General features: G+C 40.7%; 13 protein-coding genes and 2 pseudogenes. 3 read left to right on the forward strand and 12 right to left on the reverse strand.

The features are described 5' to 3' along the window. Window positions 1-327: 327 nt before the first annotated feature. From SD31_RS10025 to SD31_RS10050, 6 genes and pseudogenes are all read right to left on the reverse strand, one after another. A pseudogene (locus SD31_RS10025) lies at window positions 328-1,331 on the reverse strand (gliding motility protein GldN). A 15-nt stretch (window positions 1,332-1,346) separates the two neighbouring features. Further along, a complete protein-coding gene (gene gldM, locus SD31_RS10030) occupies window positions 1,347-2,870 on the reverse strand; it encodes a gliding motility protein GldM (RefSeq protein ID WP_039054025.1) in 1,524 nt (507 codons plus the stop codon). Window positions 2,871-2,918: 48 nt separating this feature from the next. Further along, complete coding sequence (gldL, locus tag SD31_RS10035; protein WP_039054026.1) at window positions 2,919-3,557, reverse strand: gliding motility protein GldL; 639 nt, start codon at window positions 3,555-3,557, stop codon at window positions 2,919-2,921. 42 nt (window positions 3,558-3,599) lie between these two features. After that, window positions 3,600-4,781: an SUMF1/EgtB/PvdO family nonheme iron enzyme gene (locus SD31_RS10040; RefSeq protein WP_231561431.1), complete on the reverse strand. Its 1,182-nt coding sequence runs from the start codon at window positions 4,779-4,781 to the stop codon at window positions 3,600-3,602. 319 nt (window positions 4,782-5,100) lie between these two features. Further along, window positions 5,101-5,868: a uroporphyrinogen-III synthase gene (locus SD31_RS10045; protein ID WP_039054028.1), complete on the reverse strand. Its 768-nt coding sequence runs from the start codon at window positions 5,866-5,868 to the stop codon at window positions 5,101-5,103. A gap of 10 nt (window positions 5,869-5,878) precedes the next feature. Then, window positions 5,879-6,859, reverse strand: coding sequence for a DUF4271 domain-containing protein (locus tag SD31_RS10050; protein ID WP_052258943.1), 981 nt, complete (start codon window positions 6,857-6,859; stop codon window positions 5,879-5,881). 47 nt (window positions 6,860-6,906) lie between these two features. Here SD31_RS10050 and SD31_RS10055 point away from each other — a divergent pair. Continuing rightward, window positions 6,907-7,474 (forward strand): annotated as a pseudogene (locus SD31_RS10055) (DNA-3-methyladenine glycosylase I). On the opposite strand, the gene SD31_RS20940 reads toward SD31_RS10055, so the two are convergent. The 4 genes from SD31_RS20940 to SD31_RS19085 form a co-directional block, all read right to left on the reverse strand. Then, a complete protein-coding gene (locus tag SD31_RS20940) occupies window positions 7,464-7,637 on the reverse strand; it encodes a hypothetical protein (protein ID WP_316929845.1) in 174 nt (57 codons plus the stop codon). The pseudogene SD31_RS10055 and the gene SD31_RS20940 sit on opposite strands and share 11 nt — an antisense overlap. After that, on the reverse strand, window positions 7,618-8,016 hold the full coding sequence (locus SD31_RS10060) for a phosphoribosyltransferase (protein ID WP_316929846.1): 399 nt from the start codon (window positions 8,014-8,016) through the stop codon (window positions 7,618-7,620). Before SD31_RS10060 ends, SD31_RS20940 begins: the two co-directional genes overlap by 20 nt. Before the next feature lie 2 nt (window positions 8,017-8,018). Next, window positions 8,019-9,677: a biosynthetic peptidoglycan transglycosylase gene (locus SD31_RS10065; RefSeq protein ID WP_231561432.1), complete on the reverse strand. Its 1,659-nt coding sequence runs from the start codon at window positions 9,675-9,677 to the stop codon at window positions 8,019-8,021. A gap of 66 nt (window positions 9,678-9,743) precedes the next feature. After that, window positions 9,744-10,061 carry a hypothetical protein gene (locus tag SD31_RS19085; protein ID WP_231561434.1) on the reverse strand — a complete coding sequence of 106 codons (318 nt, stop codon included), beginning with the start codon at window positions 10,059-10,061 and terminating at the stop codon, window positions 9,744-9,746. A 165-nt stretch (window positions 10,062-10,226) separates the two neighbouring features. Between SD31_RS19085 and SD31_RS10070 the strand changes: the two genes are divergently transcribed. Then, the gene (locus tag SD31_RS10070; protein ID WP_039054029.1) at window positions 10,227-11,288 is read left to right on the forward strand and encodes an Mrp/NBP35 family ATP-binding protein; all 1,062 of its coding nucleotides are present in this window, start codon (window positions 10,227-10,229) and stop codon (window positions 11,286-11,288) included. A 62-nt stretch (window positions 11,289-11,350) separates the two neighbouring features. On the opposite strand, the gene SD31_RS15390 is transcribed toward SD31_RS10070, so the two are convergent. Beyond that, complete coding sequence (locus SD31_RS15390) at window positions 11,351-12,052, reverse strand: RagB/SusD family nutrient uptake outer membrane protein (RefSeq protein ID WP_052258945.1); 702 nt, start codon at window positions 12,050-12,052, stop codon at window positions 11,351-11,353. 43 nt (window positions 12,053-12,095) lie between these two features. Continuing rightward, window positions 12,096-12,560 carry a RagB/SusD family nutrient uptake outer membrane protein gene (locus SD31_RS15395; RefSeq protein WP_197053656.1) on the reverse strand — a complete coding sequence of 155 codons (465 nt, stop codon included), beginning with the start codon at window positions 12,558-12,560 and terminating at the stop codon, window positions 12,096-12,098. Between the two features lie 9 nt (window positions 12,561-12,569). Here SD31_RS15395 and SD31_RS17480 point away from each other — a divergent pair. After that, window positions 12,570-12,769, forward strand: a 200-nt coding sequence (locus SD31_RS17480; RefSeq protein ID WP_197053657.1) for a hypothetical protein, incomplete at its 3' end; no start/stop codon positions are given.

The raw sequence follows: 12,769 nt of genomic DNA on the forward strand, positions 1-12,769 counted from the left end.
ATCTCAACATCTCCTGCTATTTCCTTGAAATAGTCATAGCTCCATTTTGTCCAACAAGGGCTGTCTTTCCTGATAAAATCTTTCAGAATCACTGGCTGGCTCTTATTAAGATAATTTTTCACAAAATCCTCAGGAGCTATTCCCGAGATGCTATCAACTGGTTTTAGTTTCACAAGCCTTAAGTTTTAAACCTTTACTACAAACATAAAAAAAATATATTCCTACATTTTGTGTCTATTTATATTTTCTATCTATACATTATAGATAGAATATACAACACAAATCTGTAGAAATATTTTCTTTATTTCAGTGAGTTAAATCACTTTTTCAGTAAGACCATAGATCCTGCTCGAAATCCATTAATGCTTTCTTTATACGTTCAGATTCATATAAACGCTCTATATCTTCCTTGATATAGTCTTTGATTCTCAGATCTTCAGGGTTAGACTGTTTGACAATATAGCTGGAGAATATTCTCTTCACAAAAACATCATCATAGCTTAATCCTGTAGCATCATTGTTACGCGTTACGACCTCCTTATTCACGAAGACATGACGGGCTTCAGGGAAATAAATCCAGAAGGCAGGTGTGGGATCCACTTCTATCGAAGTAGTTACAGGTGCTGCAGGCTGGATGTTGTCTTCTGCTGTTTCCGTAGTTTCGGCAGTGTTAGACACCGCAAAAGGGTCGAAAGGATCTACATTGCTCGGGGTTACTGATGTATTGATATCCGACAGCCCCGGAATCTGTGGCGTGATCAAAGGAGCAATACCTATGATACGCGGCTCGAACACTCCTCGCTGCTTATCAAAAATCCAGTCTTCCTTGATGCGAAACTTCACCACATTCTCTCCACTGAATTCCCTCTTCTCATAACGGGAGCTAATCACTTCGTTGTTTTCGTTATATTCTTCTACCAATACGCTATCACCGCCGAGACGGGCCATGACTTGCTCTTTAGTTAGCACATTCTTAAAGCTATCACCATTAGGGTCGTTTTTGGTTGGCGTAGGATCGTATGCCGTCAGCTCTCCATTCATGATGCTTCCACAATGATATCAATAAGCCGCGATTTAGGAGATGCAAACACCTGATTCATCTTGTCACGCAAGTCGATTTCGCGCCAGATACGTTTGCTGTAAGCTACATCGGTCTGGCGTATTGGTGCGAAAGGAACAACTTTTCTGTTAGAGATATTAGATTTCATCACATAACCGTCGCGTGGAGGTTCGGTGACTTTTAAGGTATCGCTATGCAAACTCTCTTCTTGGGCATTCGCCGAAAGCGAAAGTCCTATTCCTAACAGCACATATAATAAGCTCTTTTTCATAGAATATCAATTCTATTAGTTTGTTACTTGAAATGTAATAGGGTTCAAATTTTGAGCCACACCATCCGGCCCTACCCCTACGATATCGTAAATCATGACCACTGATCCCGGCGTAATACCTGCCAATGCCGATTTCATCTGTGCGCTGAAAGCATTGCCCGAAGTCGTGTATGGTCCGATAGGATCTACCCGTGGTTTAGATATATACATATTGAATTTTGTCACTTGGAATTTAGCGTCAAAGTCAAAATTTTCCAAGGAAGCAGAAACGACAGACTGTCCTCTCAGCTGTGCCGCAGAAATACGTCCTCCATCTTTACCACCAACTTTCGCGGTAGGCTTAGGAATGCGTTTCACACGAAACTTCGTAGCACCCAAATTCTGCACCTTACCATCGATGGTAGCACTTACATTAAGGGTTACCTCTCCCGGACTAGATACTCTGGCAATATACTTGCCTCCACCTCTTGAAGATAAAGTAACGCCTGCTCCAGAAAGTTTTAATGATTCCGCAGGGATGCCTGGTGCAGAAATAGACAATGGGTTATCTACACCTATATACATTACATTCATTGCATCAGGAGATACTACCGCTGACGGTTTAGCCACCTGAAATGTCATAGGCTCTGTCTCATATACCTTCACCGTACCGTCGGTCTGCTGTACAGTGATAGATCCCTTCCACGTGTGTGTACCCACACCCGGTGTGATAGTATAAACTCCCTGTCCATCTACGACAGGAACGGGAGATCCATTTACAGTAATCTTAGGATTAGACTTGGAGTCGTAAGCCGTCAAGAATATTTTTGCGGTATAGGGCTGACCAGCGATTAGATAAGAGGTAGGCGCCACAGCCACCGCAGCAAACTTATCCAGATTTACCACCGCTTGGTCCATTTTCCCGAAAATATGCTTAACCACAGCCGACTCTGCATTCTTAGCATCTGCCTTAATCTTCTCAAGAGCGGTGATAGCAGCCGTCAAAGGAATACCATCACCGAAGTTGGCCTGTTCCCATGATTTTTTAACACCTGCTCGCGGGGCCGGATCCTCAGCAGAAAGAGCGAAGCTAACTTCATCGTTTGTAAGCTTTTTCAATTCCACCGCCGTGGCATTGATGGCATCACGAAGCTGTTTGGCTCTTCCTTCATTGATCATAAGGCGCGCCGAAATGTCCGTATTGCTTCTATGCTTAACGTCTCCTGTTTCTTCATCAATACCACCTCCTTCGCTATGCAATAGCTTACTATACTCTTCTATCTGAGCGGTTAGCTTGGCCACCACATCTTTTGCTTTGTTAGCTTTTTCCAAAAGCGGTCTTGCTCTTTCCGGATTCTCTTTCATCTTAGTTTCCTGGAAAGCAGCAAACATATTATCAATACCGGCTTGCGTATTTTGTGTCGATGTATTTAAACTATTTCCTAAATTTTTAAAAGCATCCAATATAGAATCACTGACATTCAGTGCTATAAGTCCCAATAGCACCAAATACAGGATTCCTATCATCCGCTGTCTTGGAGTCTCTTTATGTCCCGCCATCTTTTCTTAGTTTTTAATCATTATCCAAAGAAGAATCTGCAAATCAGATTATTGGCGATTTACATTCATCGCTGACAACATATTACCATAGATGGCATTCAAGGTAGACAAGTTTTTGTTGAAAGCATTTACCTGTTCCTTAAATTGTTGCATGTCTACTGTAGCATCATTGAATGTCTTTAAGTCTGCGGCCGCTCTTTCAAAGGCACTGCTCAATTGAGCGGCTCCTGTCGATGCGGCATTAAGCTTTTCGGCAAACTGATTAGTAGCGATTGCTGTATCTGCTATTTTAGAGATTGAAGATACTTTCTCACTGAATGTTCTTAGACCGTCGCCTAAGTTTCCGATTAGATTTTCATCGATTTTCGCATCTTGCAACATTTTATCTAAGGCAGCTGTATTTCCCACAGGCTGTGGTGTCGCTGCCGCAGCAACATTTCTTGTAGGAATTTCTCCTTTATAATCTTCATCCAACTCCGGGAATACACGTGTCCAATCCACATCTTTCTCTGCCGACATAAATCCCATAATGAAAAACAACAAGGCCTCAACAGCCAAACCTACTCCAATCATCCATTCCCCGCCTTTGAAGTGAAGAATCTTAAACATCAACCCGATGATAACTACTGTAGCCCCCCAATTGATGAAGGTATTAATACCAAAGCCGAATTTTCTTTTCTTTGCCATATACGTTAAAGTTATATTCTTGATTAGTTAATATTATATCTTCTAGAATGTCGTTCCTCCCAATCGTGTCACCGAACGAAAACCTATATAGGATTTCGCTGTATCTTGATATTCGTATTGTCTTGTTCCGTTTTGCAGGAAGAATCCTACATCTTTCCACGAGCCACCACGTATAACCTTTCTTTTTAATGTTTCAGGATCTGAATCTTTCGCTGTATACTTATAGGTAGGATTCATATCGTGCACATAGTTATAGGCCGACTCGTCGTAAGCGGATTGTGTCCACTCTGCCACATTTCCTGCCATATTGTAAAGGCCGTAATCATTAGGAAAATAAGAATATACAGGAGCGGTATAAGCATAACCATCTTCGGCATAGTTGCCTCTTCCAGGCTTGAAGTTGGCCATCAAGCAGCCTTTAGCATTACGAGCCGTAGGTCCCCCCCAAGGATATTGTGTTCCCACACGTCCTCCACGTGCAGCATATTCCCATTCTGCTTCAGTAGGCAGCTGATAGTCAAATCGCGGTTGTCTTCTAGTTTTAGCAGCATAATTATTGTATAACTGCGTTCTCCAGGCATTGAATGCTTGAGCTTGCTTCCACGTAACGCCTACCACCGGATATTCTTCAAATGAAGGATGAGAAAAGTATCCTTTCACTAAGGGTTCGTTGGCTGCAAAATAAAAGTCAGACATCCATACCGTGGTATCCGGATATACGGCTACTTTCTCGCGATGGATGAAGTCCGAACGTTTTTTCGTCTTGTCGTTTTTGAATTTGATGGCTGTTTCCAAATCGTACCATTCATAATAGTACGTAATCAGACGAGGGTCAAGTTCGTATTTGCCAAAAACCCGATCCTCTCCCTGATAGTACATCGCTTCAAGGCGTTGTCTTACGCTAGCATCTTTTGTCTTCCAAGGTGACTGACGTCTAACCTTATCCCAATCGATATATCGCGTATTGGAAGTTGAATTCTGAGATTGAATGAAATAAGATTGGTCTCCCAAATAATCCGTAATCAAGATAGAATCACGAACCCAATAAACAAACTGTCTGTATTCCGCATTAGAAATTTCTGTATCGTCAATATAAAAAGGTGCTATGGTAACCTGTCTGGTTTGAGAGGTCTGTGAATGAGTGATGTCTTCATCGGACTGCCCCATAATAAAAGTACCTCCTGGTACTAATACCATACCATATGGTGCCTTATTTGTTTTCAATCTTTCCAGTCTAGCTCCAATCAGTTCACCATTATTGGTAGAGGTTTTACAACTTATAACGGTTACTAGCACTACAAGTCCAACAAGACACTTATATATACCCAAATGATTAATATTCATATGTCAACAATACAGTTAGTATAGACTTAAGATCTAAAAACGTTAATAAAAATAAGGTAAATATACCTTTATCGAATTAAAAAAAATTGAAGTTTTCTAAAAATAGACTACCCACGGGACTTTTAAACCAAGCGACCAATATAATAAAAACGGGCTGTATTTAGAAAATACAGCCCGTTTTTATTCGTGTCTGAATATTTTATTTATTAACAGCTTTAATATATTGCTCAACAGCCATAGTCATACTTGGTGCTGTTGGTGTCGGGGCAGGAATATCCAAAATCAACCCTCTATCCAATAGCGCTTGCTGCGTTGAAGTCCCAAATGCCGCTATACGTGTATCATTTTGTACAAAATCAGGGAAATTCTCGAACAAAGATTGTACACTTGAAGGACTAAAGAAAACGATGATATCATAGAAAACATCTTTCAAATCCTTGATATCACTAATCACAGTACGGAAAAGCACCGCCGGTGTGAAGTTATAACCGTTTTCCTGTAACCACTTTTGTGTTTCCTCATTAGCAACATCCGAACAAGGGAATAGGAATTTCTCTTTGCTGTGTTTTTTCAACACATCCTCAAGGTCTTTTGCCGTCTGCTTGCCAAAGAAGATCTTACGCTTTCTATATTGAATATATTTTTGCAAATAAAGCGCAATAGCCTCCGAAATACAGAAATATTTCATTTCCGGAGATACCTCGAAACGCATCTCTTCACACACTCTGAAGAAGTGGTCTACAGCATTTTTACTGGTAAAAATCACTGCCGTATGTTCTGCAAAATTAATGCGTTCTTTTCTTATTTCTTTCGCAGGAACTCCCTCTACATGAATAAAACCTCTAAAGTCAAGTTTTAAGTTATATTTCTCTGCCAAAGCAAAATATGGCGACTTATCATTCTCTGGTCTTGGTAATGTGACTAAGATACTTTTTACCTTCTTAGCCCTTGAGACATCAATTTGCATACTCTTCAATTTAACTGTTTAGTGCCTTCACTAATATCAATATTGGAGCAATTTCCAATGCACAAAGATAAAGAATTAAATAAAACATTGAAAACCTCAGATTCCCGAACAGTATAAACAATGTCTTCATCATCCTATATAAGAAGATTACGGAGATACCTAAAAGAAAAATTATCAGGATATAATTCACATACGAGAATGACAAAAACACCATAAAAATAAGCAAAGGAATAAGAAACAACGTTCCGTTAAAATATACTAAATACAATACGGTGATATAAACTCTCGCCAATTTCGCCGATTCAAAAATAACAGCAATAATCCTCGTAATTAAGAGCTTGGCAACAAACAAAAAACCTATTAATAAGGAAAGTTTAGCGTAATTTTCAAGTGTTAAAAAATGTAGGTCTTCCTTCACAGCCCAATAAAACAAAATAAACAGCCCCAGCGAGAAGCTGAAAATAATATAAAGAAAAATATATGGCCAAGAAGTCAAAATATTATCTTCCTTACTTATTTGCTGAAAAGTTCGCTCGTTAAAACAGGCGTACACTATATTTGTGAAGGTATGCTGAAAGAAAACCTTCACAACTCCTAAAAAGAGAAGGAGCAGGGAAAGCACAGTAATTACCCAAAGCGGGCGATGAAATTTCGGCGTTGCTGCCTCCCCTGCTCTCTCCTTCTTCTTACTATCCATTTTTTTCAGTATGCTTGCCAGATCCGTAGGCGCAGCTTCCAGTTCTTTCACCAAACTGTCCACGACCGTATTCAACAAGATTTTCGCCTTAGCATCCATAAAGACGCTGTTGAAATATACGGTATCCTGTACTAGCAAAACCGTATCTTGGGTAGAAGACAACGTATCCACTCTCAGCAAAGTAGAATCTTGCTGAGCTGCATTAACCGTAGTACAACACACTGTTAGAAGAACTAACAGCAGATATTGCACTTTTTTTATAATTTGCGAGAAAGTAAACGTTGTGCCTGCCATTATATAAGCTCAAAGGTAGGATTTTACTACAAAAAATTAAATATATTATGTCAAACGTAATAAATAGATGCGGTTGGTGCGGAACCGACCCTTTATATACGGCTTACCACGATAAAGAATGGGGTAAACATGTCAAAGATGAAAAAACCCTTTTTGAATTTATGATATTAGAGTCTGCACAAGCAGGCCTCAGCTGGATAACCATCCTCAGAAGGAGAGAAGGATACCGAAAGGCTTTTGCCAATTTTGATGTACATCAGGTAGCTCGCTTTACGACAGAAGATGTAGAACGTCTGGTGCAAGACCAAAGCATCATCAGACATCAAGGTAAAATAGAATCTGCCATAAAGAATGCTCAGATATTTATAGCTATACAGCAAGAGTTCGGCTCCTTCTACAACTATTTGTACAGCTTTATGCCGAACAACGCTCCTATAGTTAACAATCTGACCTCCTTAAAAGACCTTCCAATAGAATCCGAACAGTCTAAAGCCATAGCCAAAGACTTAAAAAAAAAGAGGAGTAAAATTCTTCGGAAGTACAATATGCTATGCCTATATGCAGGCTGTAGGAATGGTAAATGACCATCTTATAGATTGTGACTTTAGGTTCTAGCCCCTAAAGTCACTTCCCTGTAGATATCTTTCAGATTGCGGAATTTACCATTATAATCAAGCCCGTAGCCTATGACAAACTCTTTCTCGATCTCAAATCCCACATACCCAATATTGTCAAATTCATATTGCAAAGCTTCCGGCTTAAGCAATAGGGCACACACATTTATGCTCTTCGGCCCCCTCCTTCTGCAAGGCCTCTATAGTATATTTAATAGAATTACCGGAGTCTATGACATCTTCCACGACAATCACATCCCTTCCTTGCAAGTCTACTCCTACTCCCAGCAGCTGCGCAATATTGCCCTGTGCTGTCCCCCTATAGGACGCCAACTTCACAAAACTCATTTCACAAGGGATATGGATTTCTTTCATCAAGTCGGACATGAACATAAAACAGCCGTTCAGGACACCGACAAACACAGGGTTCTTCTTTTCATACTGCATATTGATGTCCGTAGCCATCAGACGGATACGCTTTTGGATTTGCTCGTATACTATGAATGGCTCAAACACCATGTTATCTATTTCTATTCTGTTCATATTTATTGCTCATTACCTCCGGACAACTTTTCCAATAAGGACTGTCGTACTCTTTCCTCCTCTTCCAACTCACGGATAATCATCTCATGTTCTTCGAGTATATCCAATGTAGAGTCCTGCACTACCGGTGCTTTAGGACGCAATGCCGGCTGTAGCACCACCTCATAGAAACCATAATTTTCCGGCACATCCACGTTGTTTAGCTCTCCCAGCTTACGCATGATAGACCCATACGTGTTAAAATGGCGCATTACCCAGCTCTTCAGATGCCCCGTATGATCAAATGACGAAAGTCCCGTTTTGGGGCGAGGAATGATGCTGGAAAGAAAAAGACTTTCACCCAACGTCAGCTCTTCCGGAGCTTTCTTGAAATAATAGTCCGCGGCTTCAGTGATGCCGTAAACATTTCGGCCCCATTCAATGACGTTAAGATAAATTTCAAACAGACGGTCTTTGCTTACCTTGCCCGAAGATTCCATAAGCCATACCAAAAGAATCTCCTCCAATTTTCTTGTCAAGGTTTTCTTACGGGTCAGGAATACATTCTTCACCAGCTGCATGGAGATGGTACTAGCTCCGCGCTTGAACTTCTTCTCCTTGAGGTTTGTGGCGATAGAAAGCTTGAAAGCTTCCTGCTCAAATCCATTGTGACTATAGAAATATGGGTCTTCCGTATTGCGGACAGTAGTCTTCAACACATAAGGTATCTGGTCCAAACGTCTGAATTTAGGATTTTCAGGGCCTACGATAATTTGTCTCACCAAGACACTGTCTTCATAAGCATTATATACAAAAGGATGGTTAAGCTCATCGATATTGGCTTTCCCCCAACGTATAACTTTCAAATCTTCATCATCAATCTTTGAAACAAACAGCACATCATCCGGTTTATCCAAATCTACGGCAAAATCTAGGTCGTAGGCTATACTTCCTTCCACCTGTACACCTTCAAGACTTTCAAACAACCCGCTTGGTATGGCGTCAAAGAAGGTCTGTGCCTCAAACATGCCCGTATGGAGGGCTAGCTCCACCTTCTTAGAAGGTTTGAGCGTAAGCTTAATCTGTGGCGAAACTTCAAAATCCTTAATACGTATGGTAGACTTATCCTTCAGGGCTATATAGTTTTCGGCGACCTCTATGCCTCCCTCCAGTTCCGCCTGTGGCAATGTGACCGTAGAATCCGATAAGCGTTTATGATTGATTTTTAGGTTTTCATAGGAAAATGCTCCTCCGATAAGAAGAAGATTCTTTTTGATTTTTTTTACTTGCCGAAGGTCGAAGATGAGTTTGTCAAAACTCACGCCTAGCCCATATTTGTTACGTAGGAAAGGGACCTCCTTATCCACATCTTTGGAAGAAATCTCAAGTAATAGGGTCTGATTACTAGCATCTATATTGCCACCCAACACCCACTCGGCATTATGATCATTCAGGAAAACAGAAGAGCTAAAATCTCCTCCTGACATCTTGGCCTTAGGGATGGTAACTTTCTGTTTATGAGTATTTTCCTCATAGCTAACCACGAAATCTTCCATCTCCAGATCGCTTGGAATTTTCGAAAAGATGCTCTTCACCAAACGCTCTGCCAGATCGGCGAAATCTTTTCGATGCTTCTTCGTTTTTACCGGTATCTTCTTTTTTCTTTCGGAAAATAAAGTCATAATTGCTGAGGGTATCTTTCTTCACCATGGATAAAACCCCATGGTAAATTCCCATCTTACCTATTTTTATTTCTCCCCACAACAAGGAACAAGATTCACCTTTGCGGTAAACCGTTGCATGTCCACTAAGGTATCTCTTTGATCGGGGATCACGGTAAGGTGCTGAAACTCTACTTCCGACAGCCCCACAAACCTATAGGCCTGTACTTCAAAATTTAAGGCGTAATCATTTTTAAGTTTTGTTTTAACTTTCTTTACTGCTCTATCCAAAAAGACCTGTCTTTGTGAATAGCCATAAACAAATCCTGCTCCTACAATTATTAGTAGAGAAATCAAACTGATCCACAACCATTTTTTTTGTTTTGCAGTAAGAAAATCTTTCATTTCGCTTTTTTTTGAAATTTTGAATAAAAATAGACTTTTTTAGATTTTTACGGTGCCTCCATCCAAAATAAATTTAGACTAAAAAATCTTACCATTTTTACAACAAAGTCATGACATGAATATGTTCCGTTATTAGTAGTTTTGTGAAAATTTAGAGCTAACAACATGACGATCACAAAAGAACAGATATTACATGCCCTTAGTCATGTTGAGGAACCGGACCTTAAAAAGGATTTGGTTACCCTTAATATGATTCAAAACATTGAAATTCTTCCTAATAAAATAAAGTTTGATGTCATTTTGACTACGCCTGCATGTCCTTTGAAAGGGCATATAGAGCATGCCTGCCGCAACGCTATAGCTTTGTTTGTGAGCAAAGAGGTAGAAGTAGAAATCAACATGACCTCTAGAGTGACCAGTGTGGACAACAACCAGCTGAAAGGCATCAAAAACATCATTTTGGTTTCTTCGGGCAAAGGTGGTGTGGGCAAGTCTACTATTGCTTCAAACCTAGCACTAGCTTTAGCCTCATCGGGCGCGAAGACGGGACTGCTGGACGCAGACATTTATGGTCCTTCGCTGCCTATTATGTTTGGACTTGAAGGTGCCAGACCTACTGCCGTGCAGCTTCCTGATGGCAGCACTAAAATAGAACCAATAGAAAAGTTCGGATTGAAGCTTCTTTCCATAGGATTTTTTACAGATCCCAATCAGCCTATACCATGGAGAGGTCCTATGGCTACCTCAGCGATTAAGCAACTTTTCAATGATGCAGACTGGGGAGAGCTGGACTACCTTGTAGTGGATATGCCTCCAGGAACGGGCGATATTCATATCACCGTGGCGCAGAATTATCCCGTAGCGGGCGCTGTAATCGTCACTACACCGCAACAGGTAGCATTAGCCGATGCAATCAAAGGCATAGGCATGTATAGAATGGAAGGAGTTAAAGTTCCTATACTTGGAATCATAGAAAACATGGCCTATTTCACCCCTGCAGAACTGCCGAACAACAAATACTACATTTTCGGTAAAGATGGCGGTAAACGTTTGGCCGAGGAAAATAAGATCCCTTTCCTAGGAGAAATTCCTTTGGTAAAATCTATTGCCGATGCAGGAGACAATGGCTTTCCTATTGTATTAGATCAGGATGATACGGTAAGCCAAGCTTATAAAGAAATTGCTGGTCGCCTCGCTCAAGAGCTCAGCATTCTGGCTAACGGATAGATACACTATTTATTTAAATAACAAAAAGGCTTTCCTAAAGGAAAGCCTTTTATTTTGTAGGATTACCAACCCTTGTTTTGAACAATATTAGGGTTTGCAGTTACATCTCTGTCTGGAATACCCCAAGTAAATTTACTATGGTTCGCAGAAACTGTCTTCGTATCGAAGTCATTACCACGTTGGATAACATTTACATTTTGAGGATCTCTACGGGTAAAGCCTTCTCCCCAACGTTTCAAGTCATCGAAGCGGTATCCTTCGAATGCCAATTCTCTGAAACGCTCATTCTTGATCTCATTCAACAAGCTGTTTCCTGTCACCGTATTAGCCAAAGCGGGAAGACCTCTGGCTTCACGCAACTTATTCAGATGATTTCGTGCCGCATCTGGATTATTGGCATGATAAGATGCTTCAGCTGCGATCAAAATCGTTTCCGCAATACGGAAAATTTTTGGTGAATGCGCATAGTTTGTAGCAGCATTGGCAGCTCTTAAACTAGGGTTACCAGGATATTTGTTTACCATGGTAAGTGTATGATAACTTCCAGACAACAATACACGATTCGATGTCAAGAAATAAGCATCCTTACGGAAGTCATTGTCATCAAACATATCAATCACCCATTGCGAAGGCAAGTAATAAGGCACATAGTGACGGCTACCATTGTTCCATCCCAAATAAGTACCTCCTTGTGTATTTGGCAATTCGTTGATTGAAACGAATGGAGCAAATATCACTTCATTTGGAGCATCTTCATGCCACATTTTCTTTACATCGGCTGCTGTATTGTAAAGAACGTATTTATTGCTATTTATTAGCGTTTCTGCTGTCTGTTTTTGCTCCAGCCCAGTCTTTCATATACAATTTGACTCTGGCCTCAAGGGCAGTCACCACATCGATATTTAGGGTAGAAGCGTTTGCGGCTCCTGCTTTTGTAGCTAAGTTAGTCCTTGCCACATCCAAATCAGACAAGATTTGCTCATACACTTCTTTAACCGTATTTCTCGCAGGTAATGCATTAATATCCGGAGTTAATACTAGCGGTACAGACAAGTCCGAAGAAGCCGTGCTTTCATTGTAGGCATTCGCGTAACGCGCGTTCAATAAGAAATAATAATAAGCGCGTACTAAATGTGCCATACCTACATACTCTTTCAACTCTTTTTCTTCGTTTGCGTTAGCTGGAGAGATAGTAGCAAAGCCTTCAATGGCTGTATTGACATTGATCAACGCCGAATAGTAACCTTGCCAGTTGTCTCCGGATTTAWTCAAGCTGACCAGTTGAATGCTACTTCCGATTACGGTAACAACTATGGATCTGTTCACCGTTGGACAGACCTTACGTCAGATAACTATCAAATCGAGACAAAMTGTAGTGGCCATATCACTACGACCGCGACAAATCCGAATGCAGGCGGTTACGCCCAGTTTTTTGTCGTCGCTACCAGTCTTGAATTGATTGAGAGCTTTCAATCACATTG

Origin of the sequence: Sphingobacterium sp. T2, from assembly GCF_000814685.1 — a bacterium.
Lineage (GTDB): Bacteria > Bacteroidota > Bacteroidia > Sphingobacteriales > Sphingobacteriaceae > Sphingobacterium > Sphingobacterium thermophilum.

Bases quoted from the DNA above. Each gene is read 5' to 3' on its own strand.
- gldL (WP_039054026.1), bottom strand. From the start codon at position 3,557: ATGGCAAAGAAAAGAAAATTCGGCTTTGGTATTAATACCTTCATCAAT.
- SD31_RS15390 (WP_052258945.1), bottom strand. From the start codon at position 12,052: ATGTGGCATGAAGATGCTCCAAATGAAGTGATATTTGCTCCATTCGTT.
- SD31_RS10050 (WP_052258943.1), bottom strand. From the start codon at position 6,859: ATGGCAGGCACAACGTTTACTTTCTCGCAAATTATAAAAAAAGTGCAA.
- SD31_RS10070 (WP_039054029.1), top strand. From the start codon at position 10,227: ATGACGATCACAAAAGAACAGATATTACATGCCCTTAGTCATGTTGAG.
- gldM (WP_039054025.1), bottom strand. From the start codon at position 2,870: ATGGCGGGACATAAAGAGACTCCAAGACAGCGGATGATAGGAATCCTG.
- SD31_RS10045 (WP_039054028.1), bottom strand. From the start codon at position 5,868: ATGCAAATTGATGTCTCAAGGGCTAAGAAGGTAAAAAGTATCTTAGTC.
- SD31_RS10060 (WP_316929846.1), bottom strand. From the start codon at position 8,016: ATGAACAGAATAGAAATAGATAACATGGTGTTTGAGCCATTCATAGTA.
- SD31_RS10065 (WP_231561432.1), bottom strand. From the start codon at position 9,677: ATGACTTTATTTTCCGAAAGAAAAAAGAAGATACCGGTAAAAACGAAG.
- SD31_RS19085 (WP_231561434.1), bottom strand. From the start codon at position 10,061: ATGAAAGATTTTCTTACTGCAAAACAAAAAAAATGGTTGTGGATCAGT.